Origin of the sequence: Micromonospora sp. AMSO31t (assembly GCF_008868175.1) — a bacterium.
Lineage (GTDB): Bacteria > Actinomycetota > Actinomycetes > Mycobacteriales > Micromonosporaceae > Micromonospora.
The window spans coordinates 1-26,545 of record NZ_WBKT01000077.1; the positions used below are offsets into that span (position 1 = coordinate 1).

The following is a 26,545-nucleotide window of genomic DNA, read 5'->3' on the forward strand; positions in this document are numbered from 1 at the left end:
CCGTCCACCCCCCGAAGGACTGAGCGCCGATGACCGTCGCATACCTCGTGGCCGGTGTCCGCACCCCGATCGGCCGGTACGCCGGCGCCCTCGCCGGGGTCCGCGCCGACGACCTGGCCGCGCACGTGATCCGCGAGCTGGTCGCCCGCCATCCCTCGGTGGACTGGGCCCGCACCGACGACGTGATCCTGGGCTGCGCCAACCAGGCCGGCGAGGACAACCGCAACGTGGCCCGGATGGCCGCGCTGCTCGGCGGGCTGCCCGAGGCGGTGCCCGGCAGCACGGTCAACCGGCTCTGCGGCTCCGGCCTGGACGCCCTGGCCACCGCCGCCCGTGCCGTCGTGGCCGGGGAGGCCGACCTCCTGGTCGCCGGCGGGGTGGAGAGCATGAGCCGGGCGCCCTTCGTGATGCCGAAGGCGGCCACCCCGTTCGCCCGCACCGCCGAGGTCTACGACACCACCATCGGCTGGCGACTGGTGAACCCGCTCATGAAGAAGCAGTGGGGCATCGACTCGATGCCGGAGACGGCCGAGAACGTCGCCGCGGACTTCGGCGTCGACCGGGCCGCGCAGGACGGGTTCGCGTTCCGCTCCCAGCAGCGGGCCGCCAAGGCGCAGGCCGACGGCCGGCTGGCCGAGGAGATCGTGCCGGTGACGGTGCCGGCCGGCAAGCGCGAGACGAAGCTGGTCGAGGTCGACGAGCACCCCCGGGAGACGGCGCTGGAGAAGCTCGCCGCGCTGCCCACCCCGTTCCGCGAGGGCGGCACGGTGACGGCCGGCAACTCCTCCGGCGTCAACGACGGCGCGGTGGCCCTGCTGGTCGCCTCCGCGGCGGCCGTCGAGCGCTACGGCCTCACCCCGCTGGCCCGGGTGAGCGGGGCGGCGGCGGCCGGCGTGCCGCCGCGGATCATGGGCATCGGGCCGGTCCCGGCCACCCGCAAGCTGCTCGACCGGCAGGGCCTCGGCCTGGCCGACGTCGACGTGATCGAGCTGAACGAGGCGTTCGCCGCCCAGTCGGTGGCGGTGCTGCGCGAGCTGGGGCTACCCGAGGACGCCGAGCACGTCAACCCGAACGGCGGGGCCATCGCGCTGGGCCACCCGCTCGGCGCCAGCGGCGCCCGGCTGGCGCTCACCGCCGCGCTGGAGCTGCGCCGCCGGGGCGGCCGGCGGGCCCTGGCGACCATGTGCATCGGCGTGGGGCAGGGCATCTCGCTGCTGCTGGAGTCGGCGAGCTGATGGCGGGCGGGCCCACGGTCGAGAGTGGATCTCCCGTTCGTGGGTGTGCCCGCCTAGAGTGGTGTGGACCACACCATGCCGCGGGTCGGCCCGGTCGCCGGGCTGCTGCCCCCGCGGCGACGACCTGGGGGACCGAGCGATGCAGACGCCGGACGGAATTCCCGCCGAGATCGACCTGAGCCGGCCCAGCGCGGCCCGGGTCTACGACTACTTCCTCGGCGGCGCGCACAACTTCGAGATCGACCGGCAGCTCGCCGAGCAGATCGCCGCCATGACGCCGAACCTGGCGGCCACCATGCGCGCCGGGCGGGAGTTCCTGCGCCGGGCCGTCCGGGTGCTGCTCGACGCCGGCATCGACCAGTTCCTCGACATCGGCTCGGGGATCCCCACGGTCGGCAACGTGCACGAGGTGGCCCAGGCGGCCGACCCGCAGGCCCGGATCGTCTACGTCGACATCGACCCGGTCGCCGTGGCGCACAGCCGGGAGCTGCTCGCCGGCAACGAGCGGGCCACCGCCATCCTGGCCGACCTGCGGGAGCCGAAGCTGATCCTCGACCAGGCCCGGGCCAGTGGCCTGATCGACTTCGACCGCCCGGTCGGCATCCTGCTCGCCGGGGTGGTGCACTTCATCCCCGACGAGGACCGGCCGGGCGACATCCTGGCCACCCTGCGGGCCGCCGCGGCGCCCGGCAGCTTCCTGGTCATCTCGCACTCGACCTTCGAGGACCAGCCGCAGGAGATGCTCGACGCGCAGCGGCTGTCGGCGCGCACCGCCACCGAGATCACGCTGCGCTCGCGCGCCGAGATCACCGGCTACTTCGGCGACTGGACGGTGCTCGAACCGGGCGTCGTGCACATGCCGCTGTGGCGGCCCGACTCGCCGTCCGACGTGGACGAGCACCCCGAGCGGTTCGGGGCGTTCGGCGGCGTCGCCCGGCACGACCGGACGGCCGGCTGAGCCGACATGCGCGCCCCGGACCCCGACGGGGGCGAATTCAGCCGGCCGGGCGCCGCGGCGTACGCCGCCGAGTGGGCCCGGGCGGTGCGGCGCATCGGGTTCGTGCCGCTGAGCGCCGCCGAGACCGAGCGGCTGCTGCTCGTGCACACCGTCCGGCTCGGCCGGGCGCTGCTCGCGCCGACGTTCTCCGCCGAGCCGGCGGAGGACGTCGGGCGGGCGCTGGTCGAGGCGCACCTCACCGAGCCCGGGGTGCTCGACTGGTCGGTGCGGGCGCTCGGCGACCGCTTCCTGTCCTGGGTGCTGCCCGCCCAGGTGGAGCTGCCCGAGGTCCGGGAGCGGATCGCGGCCATGCAGGGCGCGTTCGCCGCCGGCTTCGGCCGGGCGCTGCGCGACCGGGTGTTCAGCCAGCAGGAGCGGATCGCGCGCTCGGCCTGGCAGGCCCGGGACGCGGTGGAGCAGGCGCTGCGGGACAGCGAGGCGCGGTTCCGGGCGGTCTTCACCGGCGCGGCGATCGGCATAGGCATCGCCGGTGTCGACGGACGGATCATCGAGGTCAACCAGTCCTTCGCGGACATGCTCGGCTACACGGTCGCCGAGCTGCGCGAGCTGACCGTGGACGGGCTTTTCCATCCCGCCGACGCCCTCGGCATGTGGGAGCTCTACCAGGAGCTGGTCGAGGGCAAGCGGGACAGCGCCCGGGTGGAGAAGCGCTACTACCGCAAGGACGGCAGGGTGGTCTGGACCGACCTGGCCGTCTCGCTGATCCGCCACGACGACGGCCGCCCCCGGTTCACCGTGGCGATGATCGAGGACATCACCGAGCGCTACCAGCTCCAGCAGCGGCTGCGTTTCCAGGCGCTGCACGACCCGCTGACCGGCCTGCCGAACCGGACGCTGTTCTTCGAGTCGCTCGGCCAGGTCTTCGACACCGCCGGGGCGGAGCAGCGGGTCGGGCTCTGCTTCATCGACCTGGACGGCTTCAAGGCGATCAACGACAGCCTCGGCCACGACCTGGGCGACCGGCTGCTCAAGGTGATCGGCCGTCGGCTGGCCGACTGCGTGTCCGGCCGCGGCCACCTGGTCGCCCGGATGGGCGGTGACGAGTTCGTCATCCTGGTCGACTCCGACGGCGGCCTCGACGACGCCGTGGAGGTGGCCGAGCTGGCCCTGGCCGCGGTCTCCGCTCCGGTGCACGTCGGCGACCAGCAGTTGGCCGTGTCGGCGAGCATCGGCATCGTGGAGTGCCCGGCCGCCGAGACCAACGTCTCCGACCTCATGAAGGCCGCCGACACCACGCTCTACTGGGCCAAGGCCGAGGGGCGGGGCCGCTGGGCGGTCTACGACCCGGAGCGCAGCGCCGCCGACATCGCCCGGTCGGCGCTGGCCGCCAACCTGCCCGCCGCGCTGGACCGGGGCGAGTTCGTGCTGCACTACCAGCCGATCGTCTCGCTGGTCGACGGCGCGATGGTGGCCGTGGAGGCGCTGGTCCGCTGGCAGCACCCGGAGCTGGGGCTGCTCGGGCCGGACCGGTTCATCGGGCTGGCCGAGGAGACCGGCCTGATCGTCCGGCTCGGCGCCTGGGTGCTCCGGCAGGCGTGCCGCGACGCGGAGGGCTGGCGGCGGGGGTACCCGGAGGCGCGGCTCATGGTCAACGTCAACCTGGCCGCCCGGCAGGCCGACGACCCGGCCATCGTGGAGACCGTCGCCGAGGCGTTGCAGCACGCCGGGCTCCCCGCCGAACTGCTGCAGCTGGAGCTGACCGAGAGCGCCGTGATGGGCACCGCCGGGGAGCCGCTGCGCGCCCTGCACCAACTCGCCGACCTGGGGATCCGGCTGGCCATCGACGACTTCGGCACCGGCTACTCGAACCTGGCGTACCTGCGGCGGCTGCCGATCCACTGCCTGAAGCTGGCCGGCCCGTTCGTCGAGGGGATCCGGGGCGACGGTGCGGACGTGGTCGCCGACCACCGCGACGAGCGGATCGTGGACGCGCTGGTCCGGCTGGCCCACGCGCTGGAGCTGTGGGTGACCGCCGAGGCCGTGGAGACCGAGAAGCAGGCCGAACGGCTGCGGTCGCTGCGCTGCGACACCGGGCAGGGGCGCTGGTTCGGCGCCCCGATGCCGGCGGCCGACATCCGCCGCCGGCTGGAGGGTAAGGAAGGACCCCGTGGGTCCACGTCGCGCCTTCCGGAGCAGCGCGGGGGGCGGGCGCGGGCCGGGGAGGAGACGCGGTGAGCCTGGGTGATTCGCAGGCGGTGGTGTCGGTGGTGGCCGCGCTGGCCATCCTGGCCGGGCTGGCCGGGGTGCTGGTGCCCGGGCTGCCGGCGCTGCCGCTGTGCTGGGGCGGGGTGCTGGTGTGGGCGCTCTTCGCCGACGCCGGGCCGGGCCGCTGGGCGGTGCTGGCCGCCGCCACCGTGGTCGCCGTGGGCGGCGGCGTGGTCAAGTACCTGTGGCCGGGGCGGAATTTGAAACGCACCGGCGTGCCGACCTCGTCGCTGCTGGCGGGTGGGCTGCTCGGCCTGGTCGGCTTCTTCGTCATCCCGGTGGTCGGCCTGCCGATCGGTTTCGTCGGCGGGATCTGGGGCGCGGAACGGCTGCGGCTGGGCAGCAACCAGCTCGCCTGGCCGGCCACCGTGCAGGCGCTCAAGGCGGCCGGGCTGTCCATGCTTGTCGAGTTCCTCGCCGGGCTGGTCATCGCCGTGCTCTGGGTGGCGGGGCTGCTGTTCGCCTGACGGGATCGGGGCGGCGTTCGCCGCTTCCACCGGTAGGGTCGCAGCCGTGCGGATCACCGTCCTCGGCGGGCTCGGCGCCTGGCCCACCGCCGAGCAGTCGTGCTCCGGCTTCCTGGTCGAACACGCGGGCTTCCGGCTGCTGATCGACCCCGGGTACGCGACTCTGCAACCGCTGCTGGCGCGCCTCCCGGCCGCGCAGGTGGACGCGGTGTACGTGAGCCACGGCCACCCGGACCACTGCGCGGACCTCCAACCGCTGCTGCGGGCCCGGGTGCTCGCCGACCGCGACTGCCCGCCGCTGCCCGTGTACGCGCCCGCCGGGGGTCTGGACCGCCTGCTCGCCATCGACGAGGCGGGCCTGGTCGACGGGGCGTACCGGATGTCCGACCTCGCGCCGGGAGAGGCGTTCGACCTCGGGCCGTTCCGGGTGGACACCTGGTCGCTGCCACACTGGGTGCCCAACATCGGCGCCCGCTTCAGCGGCCCGGACGCCGTCCTGGCCTACACCGGGGACACCGGACCCAGCCCGGATCTCGTCGAGTTGGCCCGCGACGCCGACCTGTTGATCGCGGAGGCGACGTATCCGGTGGAGATCCCCGACCGGCACGTCGGCAACCTGTCCAGCGCCGCCGAGGTGGGCCGGTACGCCGACGCCGCCCGGGCGCGCCGGGTGCTGCTCACCCACCTGTGGCCCGGAACGGACCCGGCGGAGGCGGTCGCGGCGGCGCGGCGTGGGTACGCCGGGCCGATCGACGTCGCCGCGCCGGGCCTGGTGCGCACTCTCGGGAAATAGGGAGCGACGGCGCGGGCGTCCGGGGGGTACGGCGAACCGCCGTACTTCAGTGAGAGAGAGGTGGACGCCGCGCGCCGTCGCCGGCCGGGCGTTGCCGAGCGCCCGGCGGTCGGCCCGTCGCGATCGGGCCTGGTCACGGGCTCAAGGATGCCCCGGAGAGGGTTGGCGCGGCAACGCAATTAGCCGTGCCGGCCGTGAGATTCCCACGGCTGTCGTATTGACCGCCTTGATCGACGGGATCACACTTTGCCCACTCGCACCGGGGAACCCACCTCGAGGAGGTGTGCAGTGGCCACGACGCCCGCGCCGACCGCCGAGCAACCCATGGACGACGACGCCCGACGGCTCGCCGAACTCGGCTACAGACAGGAGCTGCACCGCAAGTGGAGCGGCTTCTCCAACTTCGCCATCTCGTTCTCGATCATCTCGATCCTGGCCGGCTGCTTCACCACCTTCGGCCAGGCGTGGAACAACGGCGGTCCGGTCGCCATCTCCTGGGGCTGGCCGCTGATCTCACTGTTCATCCTGATCATCGGCTTCTGCATGGCCGAGCTGGTGTCCGCCTACCCGACCGCCGGCGGCATCTACTGGTGGGCCGCCACCATGGGGCGGCCGGTGCACGGCTGGTTCACCGGCTGGCTCAACCTGATCGGCCTGGTGGCCGTGACCGCCTCGGTCGACTACGGCTGTGCCACCTTCCTCAACCTGACCTTCTCGGCGCTCTTCGACGGCTGGGCCGGCACCGCCCACCAGACCTTCGGGCTGTTCGTGGTGATCCTCGCCCTGCACGGGCTGATCAACATCTACGGGCACCGCATCATCGACGTGCTCCAGAACGTCTCGGTCTGGTCGCACGTGGCCGGCGCGGCCGCGGTGGTGCTCATCCTGCTCCTGGTCCCCGACGACCACCAGAGCTTCAAGTTCGTCTTCACCGAGCGGTTCAACAACTCGGGCTTCGGCGACGGCGACACCGGCGGGCTCACCTTCTGGTTCTACGTGCTGCCGCTGGGCTTCCTGCTCACCCAGTACACGATCACCGGCTTCGACGCCTGCGCGCACGTCTCCGAGGAGACCCGCGGCGCCTCGAAGGCTGCCGCCCAGGGCCTCTGGCGGTCGATCTTCTATTCGGCGGTCGGCGGCTGGATCCTGCTGCTCGCCTTCCTCTTCGCCGCCACCGACGTGGACGCGATCAACTCCGCGGGCGGCTTCTCCGGGGCCATCTTCGAGTCGGCGCTGACCCCGTTCTTCTTCAAGGCCGTCATCATCATCTCCACCATCGGCCAGTTCTTCTGCGGGATGAGCTGCGTGACCTCGATGTCCCGGATGGCGTACGCGTTCAGCCGGGACCGCGCGGTGCCGGGCTGGCGGCTCTGGTCGCGGGTGAACCGCAACGGCACCCCGGTCAACGCGATCATCGCGGCCACCCTGGCCGGCCTGGTGCTCACCCTGCCCGCGCTCTACCAGAAGGCCGGCGTGCCGGTCGCCTTCTACGCGGTGGTCTCGGTCGCCGTGATCGGGCTGTACCTGTCCTTCCTCATCCCGATCTTCCTGCGGCTGCGCATGGGGGACCGGTTCGTCCCCGGCCCGTGGACGCTGGGCCGCAGGTACAAGCTGCTCGGCTGGATCGCGGTGATCGAGATCGCGATCATCAGTGTCTACTTCGTGCTGCCGATCGTGCCGGCCGGCGTGCCCGGCAACGCGGAGTTCACCTGGACGGCCGTGAACTACGCCCCGCTCGCCATCGGCGGGGTGCTGCTCGGCGTGGCCGTCTGGTGGTACGCCTCGGCCCGGAAGTGGTTCACCGGCCCGCGCCGTACCGTCGACGTGCCGGAACAGCGCCCCGCGCCGGCCGACGACCCGGCCTGACCCCTCCCCGCCGGCGCCGGATCACCCGGCGCCGGCGAGGAGCGCCGGGGGCCGCGGCTGCCGCGGCCCGGCCGGGAAGCGGAGGATCCGGTCGTCGTCCGCCGCCGGGCTGCCCCGGCCGTCGCGGTTGCTGGTGGCCACCCAGAGAGCGCCGTCCGGCGCCACCTCGACGGTACGCAGGCGCCCGTACGTGCCCTGCAACACGGCCGTGGGCGTGCCGACCCGACCGGCGGCGTCGACGGGTACGGTCCAGAGCCGCGCTCCCCGCAGGGCCGCGACGAACAGCGTGCCGGCGGCGAAGGCGGCGCCGCTCGGTGACGCCTCCGCGGGTGACCAGACGACGACCGGGTCGCGGAACCGGGGGTCGCCGCTGCGGCCCTCGACGACCGGCCAGCCGTAGTTGCCGCCCGGCACGATCCGGTTCGCCTCGTCCCAGGTGCTCTGGCCGAACTCGGTGGCGAACAGCCGCCCCCGCCGGTCCCAGGCGAGACCCTGCACGTTGCGGTGACCGTAGCTCCACACCAGAGAGCCGGGGAACGGGTTGCCCGCCGGCACCCGACCGTCCGGACGCATCCGCAGGATCTTGCCGTTGCGGCTGGCCAGATTCTGCGCGTTGGCGGGCACCACGGCGTCACCGATGCCGGCGTAGAGCATGCCGTCCGGGCCGAACGCGATCCGGCCGCCGTCGTGGGCGGTGGCCCGGGTGACGCCGCTGAGGATCACCTGGAGCGACCGGGGCGCGTCCAGCCGGAACCGCGCGATGCGGATGTCCGAGGCGGTGGTGTAGCAGACGTAGACGAGCCGGTCGCGCCGGAACGTGGGGGAGACGGCCAGCCCGAGCAGCCCCGCCTCGCCACCGGCGACCACACCGGCGATCCGGGCGACCTCACGGGGCGGAGCACCGGGCCGGACCCGTACGACGGTGCCCCGGTTGCGCTGGGCCACCAGCGCGCTGCCGTCGGGCAGGAAGTCCAGCCCCCAGGGCGCCTCCAGGCCGGTCGCGACCACCTGCGGGTTCGTGAAGTCGAAACGGGCTGTGGCGGGCGGCTGTCCTCGCCCGGCCGGCGGCTGCCGATCCGCCCTGGCGTCGGTGGCGCTCATCCCGATGGCGAGTACGGCGGTGACCGCGGCGACGATCCGACGCATGTGGACTCCTCGCTTTCCTGGCGACAGGCCGGGATGATGGAGGCCCGGTGTTGAGCAGAACGCCCCTGACCTGGGAAAAGTTGCGGGTCGCGGTCGCCGGGTAGGGGGCGACCGTTGACGCACTACCGCCCGGAGCGCCGGCGCGCGAGATGGACGATGATGTCGGCGGCGACCTCGACCGTCGCGGGCAGGACCCGCAGGATCCGGCTGAACACCTGCTCCCGGTCGGAGCCGGGCAACAGGAGATAGGCCGAGACGGTCGAGAGATGGCCGACATAGTCGTGCGCGGTCATCGTCACACGCCGCTCGACCACGGACTGCCGGACATCGGCGAACAACTCGGACCGTTGGAGCTCGGTGCCCGGCCACTGCATGGCCGGTCCCGGCGGCGTCCCGTCCGGAGACGGCACATGGTCGCTCTCCAGGAACGGCGCCCGGGCCGCGCGAACGGCTTCCTGCACCGCCGGGTCGGCCAGCTCGATCGGCCCCCCGAACGACGCGAAGACGCCACCCGGCTCCAGCAACGCGGCCACGCGTGACCACCGACCCTCCGGGTCCGTCCAGTGCAGCGCCGCCGCCGCGTAGACCAGCCCGTAGCGCTCGCCCGGTCGCAGGTCCTCGAACGCGGCCTGCACGGTCCGGACCTCCGCCGGCACGTGCTTACGCAGCTCGGCGAGCATGGCCCCGTCCGGCTCGGACGCGGTGACCAGCACCCCGTGCCGGGCGAACAGCCGGGTTGCCTTGCCCGTCCCGGCGCCGATCTCCAGGGCGGTCCGGATCGGCTGACCCGCGTACGCCAGCACCAGGTCGAACAGCTCGACCGGATAGCCCGGCCGGAACCGTTCGTATGCTTCCGCCACGGCTCCGAAGCTCAGCGCCCGACCAGACATGCCGAGATCCTGACACCATCCCGTGCGTATCTCGACCCACCTCGTCCGGAAACTCCGTCGCCGTTTCCTGCCTGCTTCGACGACGATGCTCGTCGACGACGAGTGGCCGAAGGGTGCTGGGGAATGGGTCAACGGTTGGGCGGACGCAAGTGGCCGGTGATGGTCAGCACCGTCGGGCTCGGGCACCATCAGTACCGAATCGATCGTGCCCGCGCACCGGGGACGCACTGCTGCGCCGAGATCGGCATGGGCAGGGCCTGGCACTACTCCGATCAACGGCGGCCGTATGCCGAACTGCACGCCGAATACGCTCGGCCAGCGACAGCTGCGGCTGCCCCGTCTTGAATCAGCCGACGGGGCCGATCTGCTTCGCGAGGTCGAGGAAGGATCGCCACGACGAGGGCTCGATGTGGAGGGTGCCGCCCTCCCGGTCCTTGGTGTCCCGCACCAGCACGACGCCCGGCAGGTTGTCGGCCACCTCCACGCAGGACCCGCCGTTGTTGCCGCTCTTCGTGCTCTTACGGCAACGCGCGCCGGTCATGTCCATGATCCTGCCGCTTTCCTGATCAGGTCTAGGGACTGGGCGCGGGACAGGGCTTCGCCCCTGATGCGCTCCCACCTCCGACTGAGCGTAGCAACGTCCACAGCTTCATTGACGATCTGCGCTCGCGCTTGGCTGTCAGCGTGAGCGACATGCTCCCCGGTGGGCAACTCGGCCAAGATGAAACCACCACCGAGGCCCGGATACATCCCGACATCCTTCGGTACGACGTGCACCTGCACCGAAGGTAGCGCCGTACACATGACGAGGTGCTCGACCTGTTCGTGCATCAACTCGCGGTCGCCGTAGGCGGACTGGTAGGGCACGCCTCGAACACCACGGCGATGAGCAGTGGTGGGCGGTCTCGGCGCAGGATGCCTTGTCGACCCAACCGTGACGCGACGAGGTCGTCAACTTCGGTTGCCGTCAGGGCCTCCCCCGCGAGGGTCGCGCGGGCGTACTTCTCGGTCTGCAGGAGACCGGGTATCCACATGTGCTCGAACCAGCGCAGTGCGACCGCATCCCGCTCCCAGTCGACCCATTCTCGTAGCCACTGCGGCTCGCGTCGCTTGAGGACATCGGGCCATAGGTCCCCAACGTCCCGACCTAGGAGCGCGGCCACCTGCGCACGCCGGCGGGGCTGCGGGACACGTCCCGGCGAGATCCAACGAGCTGCCGTCTTCGAATCCACGCCGGTCTGAGCTGCCAAGCTCTCGGCTGTCTCGCCGGCTTCGGCCATGGCAGCTTGAAGTGTCTGGTTCATCCCGACCCCAAGGAGGATGTCCTGAACGTCCTCTGAGAATAGTTGAACGTCGTGTACTCGTCCCGTCGCGCTGGGCAACGTGTCACTCACGCGGGTCCGCTCGGCGTAGTCGAGCAGTGGGGCGGACTCCTGCCTGGGCCGCCCTGTCCCTGATCCAGGGCGGCCCCTCCAATAACGAGGAGGCTGACGTGCGTACCCGATGGTTGCTGTGCCCGACGAGGAAGCTGCCGGAGCGTGAGCCGGCCCGGTCGGTTGGCGCCGGTCCGGGAGTCGCGGGCGGACGGGCGCCGCTGGCGGCCGGTGTGCTCACGGCGACCGCGCACGTCGGCCACCGTCCGGCCTGGGACTGCGGACGCTGCGGCGAGCCCTGGCCCTGCCCCGCCTTCCGCGCGATCCGGGTCGACTCGGCGGCGCTCCTTCCGGTCATGTCGTCCCTGCTCGGCGGTGCCATCCGGGACCTGCGCGGGCGGCCCGAGGGGCCGGAGCCGCCGGAGATCGTACGGCGGTTCCTCTGGTTCCTGCCGCTGACCGGCGAGGAGGCCCGCGCCGTGGCCCGCCGGCTGCGGTGATGGGGTGCCGGACCATCCCGCACATCCCGATGCGCCCGCTCTGGCGCTGCCGGAGCTGCGGTGCGGAGTGGCCCTGCCAGCCGGCGCGGCTGGCGCTGCTCGTCGAGTACCGGGGAAACCGGACGGGGTTGCTGTTCCATCTCGGTGGGCTGATCGCCGAGGCCACGGAGCAGTTGGCCGGGCTCAACCCCGGTCACGTCCCGGACCTGCACCATCGCTTCCTCGCCTGGGCGCGCGCCCGCGACTGACGCCGGTTCCGCCGGCCCGCCCCGAGGTCGTTGCGGGGGCGCGACGCCAGACCTGGTCGGGGCGGTCGGGGCTGGGGCGTCAGTGCGTACCGTTGGCGGCGGGGACGGCCTGCTCGGCGGCTCGGCTGACCTGTTCCCAGCCCGCCCAGGTGTCCATTCGCCGGCGTGAGATGTCGAAGGCCAGGTCGTAGACCATGCTGCCGAGCAGGAGCCGCAGCGGCGGGTCGTCGCTGTCGACCAGCTTCAGCAGCGCCTCGGCGGCGAGTCGGGGTTCACTGTCGATCGAGCCTTCCGCCCACTGTCGTTCCAGTTCCGCGCGCAGTGGACCGTAGGCCTCCATCGGGGTCGTGGAGGTCATGCTGGTGTACAGGTCCGTCCAGTAGCCGCCGGGCTGCACGATGCTGACCTTGACGCCGAAGGCTGCCGCCTCCATCGCCAGGGCCTCGCTCATGCCTTCCAGCGCGAACTTGCTCGCGCTGTACGCGCCGGTGCTGGGGAAGCCGCCGAGTGCGGCGATGCTGGAGATCTGCACGATGTGGCCGGCACGTCGGGCGCGCAGGTGCGGCAGCACGGCCTGGCTGACCCAGAGCGCCCCGAAGAGGTTGACCTCGAACTGGTTGCGCGCCTCAGCTTCGGTGAACTCTTCGATCATGCCCATGGACATGGTGCCGGCGTTGTTGACGACGATGTCGAGCCGCCCGAAGTGCTCAACCGCGGTGGCCACGGCGGCGAAGACCGCCGCCCGGTCGGTCACGTCGAGCCGCAGGGCGAGCAGCCGGTCGCCGTATCGCTCGTCGAAGTCGTTGCGGGTGATGGTCCGAGCGGCGGCGACCACCCGGTCGCCGCGGTCGAGTGCCGCGACGGTGAACGCACGGCCCAGACCACGGCTGGCGCCGGTGATGAACCAGGTACGCGAAGCGGTGCTGGATGAGGCGCGCATAGCGGATCTCCACTCTCCGGTGCTGAGACGAGACGGTTCGTCTCGCCATTGCCGATGACAGTACGTCAGCGTGCCCGGCAATGCAAGACGAGACGGTCCGTCTCAACCGGTAGGGTGGGGCCCGTGACGACACCGCACCGAGCAACGCCCAGCGCGGCCCGCCGGAACGAAGCCTCGCGGCGGGCCATCCTCGCCGCCGCCTTCGACCTGCTCCAGGAAGTCGGATACGCCAAACTCAGCATCGAGGGCATCGCCGCACGCGCCGGCGTCGGCAAACAGACCATCTACCGCTGGTGGCCGTCGAAGGGCGCCGTCATCTTCGACGCTTTCCTCATGCTCAGTGAGGGCAGCGAGGGCGAACCTTCGGTGCTGCCCGACACCGGTGACCTGCAAGCCGACCTGACCGCGGTGCTGCACGCCACGGTCGTCGAGCTGAACGATCCCCGGTACGACCGGCCGATGCGCGCGCTGGCCACCGAGATCGCGAACGACCCCGAACTGGCCGCCGCCTACAGCCAACGGCTGGACGGACCGATGAAGGAGGCCAAGCGACAACGGCTGCGCAGCGCCCAGCGGGCGGGGCAACTCGCCGAGGACCTCGACCTCGACGTGGCCGTGGAGATGATCTGGGGTCCTCTGCTCAACCGTTGGCTGCAACGCAGCGGACCGCTGACCGCCGAATACACCGACCGTGTCATCGCCACCGCCCTCAACGGCTTGCGCCCACGCCCGGCCGGCCGCTGAGCCGGCACCTGACGCCGCCGGCCGACGCGCAACGCGGCATGAGGCGCCGCGGCGGGTTGTCGTACGGGTTGGGTAGACACAAGCGTCCCTCCCGCGGACGGCGCGTGAGGTGTTCCCGTGCCACCTCTGCCCCAGGCGGAAAGGCAGTGGCTCGCCGCCCCGAGTCCAGGTGCCCGATGACGAACAAGACCGACTTCAAGAAGACCGTCGACGCCTACCAGGCACAACGGGGCCGGTTCCGGGTGGTCGACGTGCCCGACACGCGATATCTGATGATCGACGGCCACGGCGACCCCAACACCTCGCCGGCGTTCACCGAGGCGGTCGAAGCGCTCTATCCCGTGGCCTACAAGGTGAAGTTCGCCAGCAAGCGTGACCTCGGGCGGGACTACGTCGTCCCGCCGCTGGAGGGCCTGTGGTGGGCCGAGGACATGTCGTCCTTCACGTCGGCGCGGGACAAGTCGCGGTGGGACTGGACGCTGATGCTCATGGTCCCGGACTGGATCGACCCGGCCCTGGTCGACGGCGCTGTCGAACAGGTCCGGGCGAAGAACCGGCCGGCGCGTCTGGACGACGTCCGTCTGGAGACCCTGTCCGAGGGGCGGTGCGTGCAGACGCTGCACGTCGGTTCCTTCGACGACGAGGCGGACGTGCTCTCGCACCTGCACCACGAGGTCATCCCCGAGCAGGGGTTCCGCCTGGCCGGCACGCACCACGAGATCTACCTCAGTGACTTCCGCAGGGTCGCGCCCGAGAAGCAGCGCACGATCCTCCGGCAGCCCGTCACCGCCGAGGCCGCACCCGGCGCGTAGAAGCCCCGCCGGCGCACCCGCCACCGACCGGCTTCCGCCCTCGACCGATCGCGTTTGCGACGGTGGCCGCAGGGGGCATTGACGGTGATCCGGTTCTGCCAGTAGACCTTGGTGATGGAGGCGCGCCAATGAGGAAAGCTCCGCTCACGCTGGAACAGCTGCGCGTCGCGGTCGCCGAGGGCGAGATCGACACGGTGGTGCTCGCCCTGACCGACATGCAGGGCCGCCTCCAGGGCAAGCGGTTCCACGCGCCCTACTTCCTGGACCAGGTGGTCGCGCACGGCAGCGAGGGCTGCAACTACCTGCTGGCCGTCGACGTCGACATGAACACCGTCGACGGGTACGCCATGTCGAGCTGGGAACGCGGCTACGGCGACTTCGCCATGCGGCCCGACCTGGACACGCTGCGCCGGGTGCCCTGGCAGCCCGGCACCGTGATGCTGCTGGCCGACCTGGAGTGGCTGGACGGCTCGGGCCCGGTGGTCGCCTCGCCCCGGCAGATCCTGCGCCGGCAGCTCGACCGGCTGGCCGCGCACGGGCTGACCGCGTACGCGGGCACCGAGCTGGAGTTCGTGCTGTTCCGCGACTCCTACGAGGAGGCGTGGCGGCGCGGCTACCGCGAGCTGACCCCCGCCAACCAGTACAACGTGGACTACTCGCTGCTCGGCACCGCCCGGGTGGAGCCGCTGCTGCGGCGGATCCGCACCGAGATGGCCGGCGCCGGGCTGACCCCGGAGAGCGCCAAGGGGGAGTGCAACCTCGGCCAGCACGAGATCGCCTTCCGCTACGACGAGGCGGTGGCCTGCGCCGACCACCACGTCATCTACAAGAACGGGGCGAAGGAGATCGCCGCCCAGGAGGGCATGGCGATCACCTTCATGGCCAAGCCGAACGCGCGGGAGGGCAACTCCTGCCACATCCACTTCTCGCTGCGCGACGCCGACGGCCGCTCCGCGATGCTCGGCGACGGGCCGGCGCACCTGTCGGTCACCGGGCAGCGGGTGCTGGCCGGGCTGCTCGCCACCATGCGCGAGTTCAGCCTCCTGTTCGCGCCCAACATCAACTCGTACAAGCGCTACCAGCCCGGCTCGTTCGCCCCCACCGCGCTGCGCTGGGGCACCGACAACCGCACCTGCGCGCTGCGGCTGGTCGGCCACGGCCAGGGGATGCGGGTGGAGAACCGGGTGCCGGGCGCGGACGTCAACCCGTACCTGGCGATCGCGGCGCTGGTCGCCGGCGCGGTGCACGGCATCGAGCGGGAGCTGGAGCTGGGCGAGGAGTGCGGCGGCAACGCGTACGACGACGCCGGCGCCGAGCGGGTGCCCGGCACGCTCCGCGACGCCCTCGGCCTGTGGGAGTCCTCGGAGACGGCCCGGGAGGCCTTCGGCGCCGAGGTGGTCGACCACTACGCCAACAACGCGCGCGTGGAGCTGGCCGCCTTCGACGCCGCCGTCACCGACTGGGAGCTGGTGCGTGGCTTCGAACGCCTCTGACCTTGCGCTCGGGGCGCCGCCAGGAGAAGGGTGGGGCGCGTGACCCAGGTGATCAACCCGGCGACCGGTGAGCCGCTGCGCGAGGTGCCGGCCACCTCGCTCGCGGAGACCGACGCGGCCATCGAGCGGGCGGCGGCGGCCTTCGAGACGTGGCGCGCGGTGGCGCCGGGCGACCGGGCGCGGCTGCTGCGGCGGTTCGCCGCCGTGGTCGACGCGCACCGGGAGGAGCTGGCGCTGCTGGAGGTGCGCAACGCCGGCCACACCATCGGCAACGCGCGCTGGGAGGCGGGCAACGTCCGGGACGTGCTCGACTACTACGCGGGCGCGCCGGAGCGGCTGACCGGGCACCAGATCCCGGTGCCCGGCGGGCTCGACGTCACCTTCCACGAGCCGCTCGGTGTGGTCGGCGTGATCGTGCCCTGGAACTTCCCGATGCCCATCGCCGGCTGGGGCTTCGCCCCGGCGCTCGCCGCCGGCAACACGGTGGTGCTCAAGCCGGCCGAGCTGACCCCGTTGACCGCGCTCCGCCTGGCCGAGCTGGCCCTCGACGCCGGCCTGCCGGAGGGCGTGTTCACGGTGCTGCCCGGTCAGGGCGGCGTGGTGGGCGAGCGGTTCGTCACCCACCCGGCGGTCCGCAAGGTCTGCTTCACCGGCTCCACCGAGGTCGGCACCCGCATCATGGCGGGCTGCGCCGCCCAGGTGAAGCGGGTGACGCTGGAGCTGGGCGGCAAGTCCGCCAACCTGGTCTTCGCCGACGCCGACCTGGCGAAGGCGGCGGCCAGCGCGCCGGCCGCGGTCTTCGACAACGCGGGCCAGGACTGCTGCGCCCGCTCCCGGATCCTGGTGCAGCGATCCGTGTACGACCGTTTCCTGGAGCTGCTCGAACCGGCCGTGCGCGGGTTCCGGGTCGAGGACCCGGCCGCCGAGAGCGCCGAGATGGGTCCGCTGATCTCCGCCGGGCACCGGGACCGGGTCTCCGGGTACGTCGACGGGGCGAAGGTCGCCTTCACCGGCGCCCGCCCCGACGGCGCCGGCTTCTGGTACGCCCCGACTGTGCTGCTCGCCGACTCCCCGGCCGACCGGCACTGGCGGGAGGAGATCTTCGGGCCGGTCGTCTCGGTGCTCCCGTTCGACGACGAGGCGGACGCGATCCGCCTCGCCAACGACACCGAGTACGGGCTGTCCGGCTCGATCTGGACCCGGGACGTGGGCCGCGCGGTCCGGGTGGCCCGGGCCGTCGAGTCCGGCAACCTCAGCGTCAACTCGCACTCCTCGGTGCGCTACTGGACCCCGTTCGGCGGGATGAAGCGCTCCGGCCTCGGCCGGGAGCTGGGTCCGGACGCGCTGCACGCCTTCACCGACGTCAAGAACGTGTTCATCAGCACGGAGGAGTGAGATGCAGGGACGGCTTCAGGACCGGGTCGCCGTGGTGACCGGGGCGGGCAGCGGCATCGGCCTGGCCACCGTGCGGCGGTTCGCCGCCGAGGGGGCCCGCGTGGTCTGCGTGGACATCGACGCCGAGGCGGGCAAGCGGGCCGCCGACGAGGTGGCCGGCGAGTTCGTCGCCACCGACGTGGCCGACGAGGCGGCCGTCCGGGAGCTGTTCGACGGGGTGGCCGAGCGGCACGGCCGGGTGGACGTGGCGTTCAACAACGCCGGCATCTCACCGCCGGACGACGACTCGATCCTGGAGACCGGGCTGGACGCCTGGGAGCGGGTGCTGCGGGTCAACACCACGAGCGTCTACCTCTGCTGCAAGTACGCCATCCCGCACATGCGCCGGCAGGGCAAGGGCTCGATCATCAACACGGCCTCGTTCGTGGCGCTCATGGGGGCGGCGACGTCGCAGATCGCGTACACGGCGAGCAAGGGCGGCGTGCTGGCGATGACCCGCGAGCTGGGCGTGCAGTTCGCCCGGGAGGGCATCCGGGTCAACGCGCTCTGCCCCGGCCCGGTGGCCACGCCGCTGCTGCTGGAGCTGTTCGCGAAGGACCCGGAGCGGGCCGCCCGCCGCCTCGTCCACGTGCCGATGGGCCGGTTCGGCAACCCCGAGGAGATCGCCGCCGCGGTGGCGTTCCTGGCCAGCGACGACGCCTCGTTCATGACCGCCGCGCAGTTCGTGGTGGACGGCGGGATCACCGGCGCCTACGTGACGCCCCTATGACTCGGCGGCCGGTGATCGGCATCACGTCGTACGTCGAGCCGGCCGGCTGGGCGGTGTGGCGGGACGTGCCGGCGACGCTGGTGCCGCAGGCGTACGTCCGGGCGGTGACCGCGGCCGGCGGCCGGGCCGTGGTGCTGCCCCCGGACGACGCCGACGCCGACGTGCTGCGGGTGCTGGACGGGCTGCTGCTGGCCGGCGGCGCCGACGTCGGCCCGGAGCGGTACGCCGCGACGCCCGACCCGCGCACCGAGAGCCGGCCGGACCGGGACGCGGGCGAGCTGGCGTTGCTGACCGCGGCGCTCGCCGCCGACCTGCCGGTGCTCGGCGTGTGCCGGGGCATGCAGCTGCTCGCGGTGGCCTACGGCGGCACGCTGCACCAGCACCTGCCGGACGTGGTGGGGCACGACGGCCACCGTCCCGCCCCCGGGGTGTACGGGTCGCACCCGGTCCGGTTCGCCGCCGGCAGACTGGCCGGGGCGGTGATGGCCGGGGTGGACCGGGTCAACTCGTACCACCACCAGGGGGTGGCCGACCCGGGCGGCCTGGCCGTGACCGGCTGGGCCGACGACGGGGTGGTGGAGGCCGTGGAGGATCCGGCGCGGCGCTTCCTGCTCGGCGTGCAGTGGCACCCGGAGAACGACGCGGATCCCCGGCCGGTCGCCGCTCTGGTCCACGCGGCGACACCCCACGACACCGGCCGGGCCGACCCCCCGGAGCGCCCGACTCGCCGCCGGCCGCCGGTTACGTCAGGATGAGGCGTACGTAACCAGCGCCCCCGGGCCGCGATGCGTTACGTTGCTCCTCCGCCTGGGTAGTAGGCGGGGCACGACCGGCGTAGCTGCGCCGGTCGTCGTGGACTCGGCCGGAGCGGGAGGCTGCATGGGCTCGGCCCAGGGGGGCGGGGGCGTCGATCGTTCGTCCTCGGAAACCGGGGAGACGCTTCCACCACTGCTGAGCGCGGCGTTCGCCGCGGGGGGCGAGATGGGCGAGCGGCTACGCGGCTTCAACTGGTCGCGCTCCCCGCTCGGCGCCCCGCACCGCTGGCCCCCCGCGCTCAGCCACGCGGTGAGCACGATGCTCTCCTCGCGGGCCCAGATCGTGCTGTTCTGGGGCCCGGACCACCTGGCCTTCTACAACGACGCCTACCGGCCCACCATCGGCGACAAGCACCCGACGGTCCTCGGCCAGTCCGCCCGCCAGCACTGGGCCGAGACCTGGGACGTGCTCGGGCCCCTGCTCGACGGCGTGCACGGCACCGGCGCGCCCTACCGCGGCGAGAACCACCCCTTCGTGCTCAACCGGCACGGCTTCCTGGAGGACGTCTACTTCGACATCTCGTACGACCCCATCCGGGACGCCGACGGCAGCGTCAGCGGGGTTATCTGCTTCGTCAACGAGACCACCGGGCGGGTGGTCGGCGAGCGCCGGCTGCGGGCCCTGGCCGAGCTGGGCACCGAGCTGGCCGACGTGGGCAGCACCCTGGAGCTGGGCCGGACGGTCGCCCGGGTGCTGGACACGCACCGGGCCGACGTGCCGTTCAGCGCGGTCTGGCTGCACGACGAGACCGGCGCCCCGGTGCTGGCCGGCTGCGCGGGGCTGGACCCGGGCCGGGTCACCGGCGGGCCGCCGGAACCCCGCTCCGGCGAGGCCCCGGACGAGGCCCGCTGGGTCCCCACCGCGGACCTGCTCGGCGCGGTGCCGCCGGACGCCGCGGACCGGGCGCTGCTGCTGCCACTCACCGCCGTCAACGAGCCGGCCGGCGTGCTGCTGCTCGGGGTGGCCCGCCGGCTGCCCTTCACCGACGACTACCGCCACTTCGCCGACCTGGTCGCCGCCCAGATCTCGCGCGCCGTCGGCAAGCAGCGGGCGTACGAGCAGGAGCGGGCCCGCGCCGCCGCCCTCGCCGCGCTGGACCGCGCCAAGACCAACTTCTTCGCCAACGTGAGCCACGAGTTCCGCACCCCGCTCACCCTGGTGCTCGGGCCGCTGGAGGACCTGCTCGCCGACCGCGACGTGCCCGACGCGTACCTCGACCGGCTGACCGTGATGCACCGCAACGCGCTGCGGCTGCTCAAGCTGGTCAACACCGTGCTCGACTTCTCCCGGCTGGAGTCCGGCCGGCTGACCGCCCGCTACCAGCCCACCGACCTGGCCGACTACACCTCCCGGCTGGCCAGCACCTTCCGCTCGGCCACCGAGCGGGGCGGCCTGCGCCTGGTCGTGGACTGCCCGCCGCTGCCGTCGCCGGTCTACGTCGACCGCGACATGTGGGAGAAGATCGTCCTCAACCTGGTGTCGAACGCGGTCAAGTTCACCTTCGACGGCGAGATCCGGGTCCGGGTGAGCGCCCGCGCCGGCGCCGCCGTGCTGGAGGTCACCGACACCGGGGTCGGCATCGCGCCGGAGGAGCTGCCGCAGGTGTTCGAGCGGTTCCATCGGGTTCCCGGCGCGCGGGCCCGCACCCACGAGGGCACCGGCATCGGCCTCGCCCTGGTCCGCGAGCTGGTCGAGATGCACGGCGGCACGGTCGAGGCCAGCAGCGTCGTCGACCAGGGCACCACCTTCACGGTCACCGTGCCGTTCGGCTACGCGCACCTGCCCGCCGACCGGGTCTCGGCCCTCGCCCCGGTGCCGCCGGCCGAGCCGGAGCAGGCCCGGCTCTACGTCGCCGAGACCGCGCTCTGGACCGACGCGGTGGCCCGGCCCGGGGGGCTGCCGGAATCGGCCGGGGTGCCGGGGGGAGCGGGCCGGATCCTGGTCGCCGACGACAACGCCGACCTGCGCGAGCACGTCGGCCGGCTGCTCTCGCCGGCGTACGAGGTGGTCGCCGTGCCGGACGGCGTGGAGGCGCTGCGGCTGGCCGTCGACTCCCCGTTCGACCTGGTGCTGACCGACGTGATGATGCCCCGGCTGGACGGCTTCGGGCTGGTCACCGCGCTGCGCGCCAACCCGGTCACCCGACACGTGCCGATCGTGCTGCTCTCCGCCCGGGCCGGCGCGGCGGAGGAGGTCGCCGGTCTCTCGGTCGGCGCGGACGACTACCTCACCAAGCCCTTCTCCAGCCAGGAGCTGATCGCCCGGGTCCGGGCGAACGTCGAGCTGGGCCAGCTCCGCGGCCAGATCATCCGCCGCCTGCGGGCGCTCGCCGACGCCGCCGTGGCCATCAACACCGCCCGGTCCACGGCCGAGGTGGTGCAGGTCGCCGCGCGGCACGCGCTCAGCCTGGCCGAGGCCGGCCGCGTGGTGGTCACGGCCACCGGCGCGCGCTACGAGGCGGACGGCGGCGGGAACGTGTCCGCCGAGCCGTCGGTGGTGCTCCCGCTGACCGGCACCACGGAGGAGCAGCTCGGGGAGCTGCGGGTGTGGCGCCGGGAGGGCGGCGGCGCCGAGCAGGCGGCGCTCACCGAGCTGGCCCGGCTGGTCGGCGTGCGGCTGGAGAACGCCCGGCTCTACGAGGCCGAGCACCGGATCGCCACCACCCTCCAGCACAGCCTGCTGCCGCGTACGCTGCCGCAGCTCCCCGGCGCCGTGGTGGCCAGCCGCTACCTGCCGGGCAGCGCCGACGTCGAGGTCGGCGGCGACTGGTACGACGTGATCGGCGCCGCCGACGACGAGCTGGTGCTGGTGATCGGCGACGTGGTCGGAAAGGGGGTGCGGGCCGCCGCCGCCATGGGCCAGCTCCGCAACGCGCTGCGGGCGTACGTGCTGGAGGGCTACGACCCGGGTGAGGCGCTGACCCGGCTCAACCGGCTGGTCGGCTCCACCGAGGGCGGATCGTTCGCCACCGTCGTCTGCCTCCGCTTCTCTCCGCGCACCGGCCGGTTGCGGTACGCCAGCGCCGGCCACCCGTCGCCGCTGCTCATCCGGGAAGGCGACGCCGTGTTCCTGCACGACCGGGCGCTCGGGCCGCCGGTCGGGGCGATGCCCGGCATGGCGTACCGGACCGTCGACGCCGAGCTGGCCCCCGGCGGCCGGCTGCTGCTCTACACCGACGGGCTGATCGAGGACCGGCAGGCCGGCATCGACGCCGGGCTCCGTCAGCTCCGGGCGGACGCGACCACCCCGGGCGAGCACGTGGCCGACCTGGTCGACGCGGTGGTCGAGCGGGTCGCCGAGCGGACCCGGCACGACGACGTGGCGGTGCTGGCGCTGGAGGCGACCGAGCTGAACCGCTTCGCGCTGCGGCTGCCGGCCGACCCGACCCGGCTCAGCGTGCTGCGCAAGCGGCTGGAGGACTTCCTCGTCGCCCACCACGTCGGCGAGACCGACCTGTTCGACCTCACGGTGGCCATCTCCGAGGCCGCCGCCAACGCCATCGAGCACCCCGTCGCCCCGGCCGAGCCGACGATCGGGGTCGAGGTGACCATCGAGGACCGGACCGTGACCGCGACGGTCCGGGACAGCGGCCGGTGGAAGGAGTCCACCGGGTCGAGTTTCCGGGGTCGGGGGCTGGCGCTGATCCAGGCGCTCGGCGAGATGACCGTGACCCGCACGGACGACGGCGCCGAGCTGGTCCTGCGCCGCCGGCTGGCGGACTGACGCCGCGCCGGGTGGCGGCTCAGGCCGGCGCCAGCCAGTCCTGCTCGCCCAGGCCGGAGATCTCCAGCACCCGCCGCACCTGCCGGGACGGCAGCACGGTGAGCCCGCCGGGGAACTGCTGGGCCAGCCGGACCACCGCGTGGATCGCGGCCGAGTCGAAGAAGCTCACCGCCCGCAGGTCGAGCGTGACGTGGCGGGCGGACTCCCGCAGGACCGTCTGGTACATGGTGTCGGCGGTCGCCATGTCGACCTCGCCGGCGACCCGCACGCGCAGTTGATCACCGTCGATCTCCGCCGTCGCGGAGAAGACGGGCGGCGCGCCCCCTTGATCCACGCAGCAACAATGGCACAGCCCCTGCGGTGCGGCAACAACCCGGGCGAGCGGGCCGTGGCGGGGGTCACCAGGGGCGCGGCGATAGGCTTGTCAGCATGACCGTCCGTGCGCCGCTGACCCCAGGCACGCTCTCCCCGTGGCGAGCGGTTCCCGCTGACATCCCGCGTCCGGAATACGTGGGCAAGAAGCGTCCCCAGGAGTGGCGCGGCTCGCACGTGCAGACGCCGGAGACCATCGAGAAGATGCGCCTGGCCTGCCGGCTCGCCGCCCAGGCCACCCAGCTCGCCGGGGAGCACTGCAAGCCGGGGGTGACCACCGACGAGATCGACAAGGTGGTCCACGAGTTCCTCTGCGACCACGGCGCCTACCCGTCGACGCTGGGCTACAAGGGCTTCCCGAAGTCCTGCTGCACCAGCCTCAACGAGGTCGTCTGCCACGGCATCCCGGACTCCACGGTGCTCGAGGACGGCGACATCATCAACGTCGACGTCACCGCGTACATCGGCGGGGTGCACGGCGACACCGACGCCACCTTCTGCGTGGGCGAGGTGAGCGAGGAGGCCCGCCTGCTGGTCGAGCGGACCCACGAGGCCATGATGCGCGGCATCAAGGCGGTCGCACCGGGCCGGCAGATCAACGTGATCGGCCGGGTCATCGAGTCGTACGCCAAGCGGTTCGGTTACGGCGTGGTACGCGACTTCACCGGCCACGGCATCGGCGAGTCCTTCCACAGCGGCCTCTACGTCCCGCACTACGACAGCCCGCGGCCCACCGACGTGATGGAGCCCGGGATGACCTTCACCATCGAGCCGATGATCACCCTGGGCACCTACCAGTACGACATGTGGGACGACGGCTGGACCGTGGTCACCAAGGACCGCCGGTGGACGGCGCAGTTCGAGCACACCATCGTCGTGACCGACGACGGCCACGAGATCCTCACGCTGCCGTGACCGACACCCCGGCGGCGCTGCGCGAGGCGCACCACGCGGACGTGTCCGGCGGCTGGCTCCGGCCGGCCGTGTTCGGGGCGATGGACGGGCTCGTCACCAACATCGCGCTGATCGCCGGGGTCGGCGGCGGCGGGGTCTCGCCCCGCAGCATCGTCCTCACCGGCGCGGCCGGCCTGGTGGCCGGCGCCATCTCGATGGGCCTGGGCGAATACACGAGCGTCCGCTCGGCCAACGAGCAGGTGGCCGCCGAGGTGGCCAAGGAGCGGCGCGAGCTGGAGCGGCACCCCGAGGCGGAGGCCCGCGAGCTGGCCGACGCGTGGGTGGCCCGGGGGCTGCCGCGGGACCTGGCCACCCAGGTCGCCGAGGCGGTCCGGCGCAACCCGGAGGAGGCGCTGCGGGTGCACGTCCGGGAGGAGCTGGGCGTCGACCCCGACGAGCAGCCCAGCCCGTGGGCGGCCGCGGTCTCCTCGTTCCTCTGTTTCTCGCTGGGCGCGCTGGTGCCGCTGGTCACCTACCTGCTCGGCTTCACCAGCCTGGCGCTGGCGCTCGCCGTCGGCGGGGTGGGGCTCTTCGTGGCCGGCGCGATCGTGGCCCGGTTCACCAACCGCACCTGGTGGACCAGCGGCCTGCGGCAGTTGCTGCTCGGCGCCCTCGCGGCCGGCGCCACCTACCTGGTCGGCGCCCTCATCGGCATCCAGGGCGGGATCGGCTGAGCGGTCCGGCCCCGGCCTAGCCGCCGAGCAGCTCGTCCACTGTGCCGTCGACCGGGCGGCCCCGCGCCGCCAGCTCCTCGGCCTGGCGGGCCAGCACCGTGCCCACCTCGGTCATGTCCGCCCCGGCCAGGCCGGTGCGCCGCACCGCGTCGCCCGGGTCACGGAAGTAGGTGCGGCTCAACAGCCCCTGCACGGTGGCCGCGGCCAGCCGGGCCTTGCCGAGCATGAGCAGCGCCGGGTCCGTCTCGTACCATTCGGCCAGCCGCAGCGCCCGGGCGTGGGCCGCGCTGCCCCGGTACCAGGCCTGGCGGGCCGCGCCGGTGAACTCGCCCGGCCGGGCCCGGGCCAGCCGGGCCAGGTGCTCGTCGCGGAGCGTGCGCAGCCAGCCGGTCGGGTCGTGCAGGGCGCGGGTGGTGACGTACCGGTCGGCGGTGAGCGGCCAGAGCGCGGTGATCGCCGTGGCCTGCCGCAGGTAGTCGTCGGCCCCGGCCACCGTGAGGTCGACCAGCACCCCGTCCACCCGGCGGGTGGCCGGCGACGGCCCGGCGCCCGGCCGGTAGGTGGCCACCAGCAGCCCCACCTCGCCGTTGCCGCCGCCGTCATCGTCGCCGTGCGCGAGCGGGCCGTGCACGGCCACGGCGAGGACGTCCGCCGGGAACCGGCGCAGCGCCGCCACGCTGACCCGCTCGGCGACCCGCCAGCGGGGATCGTCCAGGTAGCGGTCGGTGTCCAGCTCGGCGCCGCCGGCTGCCACGGTCCACCTCCGTTCCGCGCGCGGCCCGCCCGGCGGCGGCCCGGCGCGCGTCGACCGACCACCACCCTAGCCAGCCGGACCCGGCCCGCCGGCTCGCCGCGCCCGAACGGTCAGGCGGCCGGCTCGCGCCCCGGGACCAGCCGGAACACGCGGATCTCCCGGCCGCCGGCCCGCTCCACATAGGTGCGGTAGGCCGGCCACTCGTCGACCAGCCGGGTGAACAGCCGCTCCCGCTCCGCGCCGCTGATCGGCTCGGCGCGCACCGGGACGCGGCGCCCCTTGACGTCGACCTCGGCGGCCGGCTGGGCGAGCAGGTTCAGCGACCAGGCGGGCTGGTGCTGCTGCCCCCAGTTCGAGCCGATCACCACGAAGGCGTCGCCGTCCGGGACGTAGAGCAGGGGATTGCTGCGCGGCTTGCCGGAGCGGCGGCCGGTGGTGGTGAGGATCAGCGAGGGCACCAGCCCGAAGGCGACCACCCGCCCCTTCGTGAGCCGGCCGACCAGCCGGTCGGCGGGGACGAGCAGGCGCATGGTGGCGGCGAACCACTTCTGGTGACCGAGACGACGGGTGAGGGACTGCACGGCGGACACCCGCCCAGTGTGCCGCTCGCATTCCGCCCGCGACACCCCCCGACCGGATCGAGGGCGGTCAGTCCAGCCGGCGCTCGACGGGCAGCCGGGACCGGGTGAGCAGGGCCGCCCCCACCATGGCCACCAGCGGCACGACCACCAGCACGGTCAGCGTCGACCCGGGCACCACGAGCGGGTAGGGCGGCTCCACCGGCCAGGACTGGGCGTACCGGCGGTTGATCGAGATCAGGACGATGGCCGCCGAGCCGAGGCCGGCGAGGATGCCGAGCACCGACCCGAGCACCGCGATCACCCCGGCCTGGCAGAGCGACAGCAGCCGGGGTACCCGGGGATCGGCGCCGACCGCGGCGAGGGTGGACAGGTCCCGGCGGCCCTCGGCGGCGGCGAGGCCGGTGGCCACCGCGGCCGCGCCCAGGGTGATCAGGCCGGCGGCTCCGGCCAGCAGGAGCAGCAGCGGGCGCTGGTCGGACGGCGGCCCGGCCGTCGCCACCTGGACCACCAGCGGGGCGACGCCGCTCAGCTCGGCGGCCAGCCGGTCCCGCTGGCCGGCGGTCGGCTCGTCGGCGGTGTCGACCAGGTAGCCCAGCGGCGCGGGCACCAGGCCGAGCGCGGCGGCCGCCGCCGGGGAGACCACCAGCCGGTCCACCGGGAGGCCACCGCGCAGCGCGTGCCCGGGCAGGCTGCCCGCGGCCACCGGCGCTCCGGAGCCGTGGCTGACCTCCACCCGCACCCGACCGTCCACCACCTGCGCGGGATCGGCCACCACCA

The 26,545-nt window shown here is 73.3% G+C and carries 25 protein-coding genes and 1 pseudogene; 17 read left to right on the forward strand and 9 right to left on the reverse strand.

The features are described from left to right. Window positions 1–29 precede the first annotated feature (29 nt). The 6 genes from pcaF to F8274_RS18045 all read left to right on the forward strand — a co-directional run bounded on the left by pcaF (window position 30) and on the right by F8274_RS18045 (window position 7,584). Window positions 30–1,235, forward strand: a complete 1,206-nt coding sequence (gene pcaF, locus F8274_RS18020; protein ID WP_151463560.1) for a 3-oxoadipyl-CoA thiolase — start codon at window positions 30–32, stop codon at window positions 1,233–1,235. A gap of 139 nt (window positions 1,236–1,374) precedes the next feature. After that, window positions 1,375–2,193: an SAM-dependent methyltransferase gene (locus tag F8274_RS18025; protein ID WP_151463561.1), complete on the forward strand. Its 819-nt coding sequence runs from the start codon at window positions 1,375–1,377 to the stop codon at window positions 2,191–2,193. A gap of 6 nt (window positions 2,194–2,199) precedes the next feature. Further along, window positions 2,200–4,428: a bifunctional diguanylate cyclase/phosphodiesterase gene (locus tag F8274_RS18030; protein ID WP_151463562.1), complete on the forward strand. Its 2,229-nt coding sequence runs from the start codon at window positions 2,200–2,202 to the stop codon at window positions 4,426–4,428. Then, on the forward strand, window positions 4,425–4,925 hold the full coding sequence (locus F8274_RS18035) for a DUF456 domain-containing protein (protein ID WP_151463563.1): 501 nt from the start codon (window positions 4,425–4,427) through the stop codon (window positions 4,923–4,925). The genes F8274_RS18030 and F8274_RS18035 overlap by 4 nt, the downstream gene beginning before the upstream one ends. A gap of 46 nt (window positions 4,926–4,971) precedes the next feature. Further along, window positions 4,972–5,718: an MBL fold metallo-hydrolase gene (locus tag F8274_RS18040; protein ID WP_151463564.1), complete on the forward strand. Its 747-nt coding sequence runs from the start codon at window positions 4,972–4,974 to the stop codon at window positions 5,716–5,718. Between the two features lie 288 nt (window positions 5,719–6,006). Further along, window positions 6,007–7,584, forward strand: coding sequence for an amino acid permease (locus F8274_RS18045; protein WP_151463565.1), 1,578 nt, complete (start codon window positions 6,007–6,009; stop codon window positions 7,582–7,584). A 21-nt stretch (window positions 7,585–7,605) separates the two neighbouring features. Here the strand turns inward: F8274_RS18045 and F8274_RS18050 are convergent, their stop codons facing one another. The 4 genes and pseudogenes from F8274_RS18050 to F8274_RS18065 form a co-directional block, all read right to left on the reverse strand. Next, window positions 7,606–8,730 carry a sorbosone dehydrogenase family protein gene (locus F8274_RS18050; protein WP_151463566.1) on the reverse strand — a complete coding sequence of 375 codons (1,125 nt, stop codon included), beginning with the start codon at window positions 8,728–8,730 and terminating at the stop codon, window positions 7,606–7,608. Between the two features lie 122 nt (window positions 8,731–8,852). Beyond that, window positions 8,853–9,620 carry a trans-aconitate 2-methyltransferase gene (locus F8274_RS18055; protein ID WP_151463567.1) on the reverse strand — a complete coding sequence of 256 codons (768 nt, stop codon included), beginning with the start codon at window positions 9,618–9,620 and terminating at the stop codon, window positions 8,853–8,855. A gap of 346 nt (window positions 9,621–9,966) precedes the next feature. Then, the gene (locus F8274_RS18060; protein ID WP_151463568.1) at window positions 9,967–10,161 is read right to left on the reverse strand and encodes a DUF397 domain-containing protein; all 195 of its coding nucleotides are present in this window, start codon (window positions 10,159–10,161) and stop codon (window positions 9,967–9,969) included. Beyond that, a pseudogene (locus tag F8274_RS18065) lies at window positions 10,158–10,924 on the reverse strand (DUF5753 domain-containing protein). Before F8274_RS18065 ends, F8274_RS18060 begins: the two are co-directional and overlap by 4 nt. 188 nt (window positions 10,925–11,112) lie before the next feature. Between F8274_RS18065 and F8274_RS18070 the strand changes: the two are divergent. Further along, window positions 11,113–11,493 (forward strand): hypothetical protein, encoded by a 381-nt coding sequence (locus F8274_RS18070; RefSeq protein ID WP_225853853.1) that lies wholly within the window; start codon window positions 11,113–11,115, stop codon window positions 11,491–11,493. Window positions 11,494–11,522: 29 nt separating this feature from the next. After that, a complete protein-coding gene (locus tag F8274_RS18075) occupies window positions 11,523–11,741 on the forward strand; it encodes a flavin reductase (protein ID WP_225853854.1) in 219 nt (72 codons plus the stop codon). Window positions 11,742–11,820: 79 nt separating this feature from the next. Here the strand turns inward: F8274_RS18075 and F8274_RS18080 are convergent, their stop codons facing one another. Continuing rightward, window positions 11,821–12,681, reverse strand: coding sequence for an SDR family oxidoreductase (locus tag F8274_RS18080; RefSeq protein WP_151463570.1), 861 nt, complete (start codon window positions 12,679–12,681; stop codon window positions 11,821–11,823). 123 nt (window positions 12,682–12,804) lie between these two features. Here F8274_RS18080 and F8274_RS18085 point away from each other — a divergent pair, with 123 nt between their 5' ends. From F8274_RS18085 to F8274_RS18115, 7 genes are all read left to right on the forward strand, one after another. Beyond that, entirely contained in the window at window positions 12,805–13,425 is a 621-nt protein-coding gene (locus F8274_RS18085) for a TetR/AcrR family transcriptional regulator (RefSeq protein ID WP_225853855.1), read from the forward strand. A gap of 176 nt (window positions 13,426–13,601) precedes the next feature. Then, window positions 13,602–14,237 (forward strand): GyrI-like domain-containing protein, encoded by a 636-nt coding sequence (locus F8274_RS18090; RefSeq protein ID WP_151463572.1) that lies wholly within the window; start codon window positions 13,602–13,604, stop codon window positions 14,235–14,237. Window positions 14,238–14,365: 128 nt separating this feature from the next. Beyond that, window positions 14,366–15,730 carry a glutamine synthetase family protein gene (locus F8274_RS18095; protein ID WP_151463573.1) on the forward strand — a complete coding sequence of 455 codons (1,365 nt, stop codon included), beginning with the start codon at window positions 14,366–14,368 and terminating at the stop codon, window positions 15,728–15,730. Between the two features lie 39 nt (window positions 15,731–15,769). Next, window positions 15,770–17,125 carry an aldehyde dehydrogenase gene (locus F8274_RS18100; RefSeq protein WP_151463574.1) on the forward strand — a complete coding sequence of 452 codons (1,356 nt, stop codon included), beginning with the start codon at window positions 15,770–15,772 and terminating at the stop codon, window positions 17,123–17,125. 1 nt (window position 17,126) lies between these two features. Then, complete coding sequence (locus F8274_RS18105) at window positions 17,127–17,894, forward strand: 3-oxoacyl-ACP reductase (protein ID WP_151463575.1); 768 nt, start codon at window positions 17,127–17,129, stop codon at window positions 17,892–17,894. Continuing rightward, the gene (locus tag F8274_RS18110; RefSeq protein WP_151463576.1) at window positions 17,891–18,649 is read left to right on the forward strand and encodes a gamma-glutamyl-gamma-aminobutyrate hydrolase family protein; all 759 of its coding nucleotides are present in this window, start codon (window positions 17,891–17,893) and stop codon (window positions 18,647–18,649) included. The genes F8274_RS18105 and F8274_RS18110 overlap by 4 nt, the downstream gene beginning before the upstream one ends. Window positions 18,650–18,773: 124 nt before the next feature. Beyond that, window positions 18,774–22,433, forward strand: a complete 3,660-nt coding sequence (locus tag F8274_RS18115) for a SpoIIE family protein phosphatase (RefSeq protein WP_151463577.1) — start codon at window positions 18,774–18,776, stop codon at window positions 22,431–22,433. Window positions 22,434–22,452: 19 nt separating this feature from the next. Here F8274_RS18115 and F8274_RS18120 read toward each other — a convergent pair whose 3' ends face one another. Beyond that, a complete protein-coding gene (locus tag F8274_RS18120) occupies window positions 22,453–22,767 on the reverse strand; it encodes an STAS domain-containing protein (protein ID WP_151463578.1) in 315 nt (104 codons plus the stop codon). A gap of 95 nt (window positions 22,768–22,862) precedes the next feature. Between F8274_RS18120 and map the strand changes: the two genes are divergently transcribed. Both map and F8274_RS18130 read left to right on the forward strand, forming a co-directional pair. Continuing rightward, window positions 22,863–23,720, forward strand: a complete 858-nt coding sequence (gene map / locus F8274_RS18125; RefSeq protein ID WP_151463579.1) for a type I methionyl aminopeptidase — start codon at window positions 22,863–22,865, stop codon at window positions 23,718–23,720. After that, window positions 23,717–24,433, forward strand: coding sequence for a VIT1/CCC1 transporter family protein (locus F8274_RS18130; RefSeq protein WP_151463580.1), 717 nt, complete (start codon window positions 23,717–23,719; stop codon window positions 24,431–24,433). Before map ends, F8274_RS18130 begins: the two co-directional genes overlap by 4 nt. Window positions 24,434–24,449: 16 nt before the next feature. On the opposite strand, the gene F8274_RS18135 is transcribed toward F8274_RS18130, so the two are convergent. The 3 genes from F8274_RS18135 to F8274_RS18145 form a co-directional block, all read right to left on the reverse strand. Beyond that, window positions 24,450–25,187, reverse strand: a complete 738-nt coding sequence (locus tag F8274_RS18135; protein WP_151463581.1) for a nucleotidyltransferase domain-containing protein — start codon at window positions 25,185–25,187, stop codon at window positions 24,450–24,452. A gap of 110 nt (window positions 25,188–25,297) precedes the next feature. Then, window positions 25,298–25,777 (reverse strand): nitroreductase family deazaflavin-dependent oxidoreductase, encoded by a 480-nt coding sequence (locus F8274_RS18140; RefSeq protein WP_151463582.1) that lies wholly within the window; start codon window positions 25,775–25,777, stop codon window positions 25,298–25,300. 58 nt (window positions 25,778–25,835) lie between these two features. Beyond that, on the reverse strand, window positions 25,836–26,545 hold a 710-nt coding region (locus tag F8274_RS18145), incomplete at its 5' end, for an FtsX-like permease family protein (protein WP_151463583.1).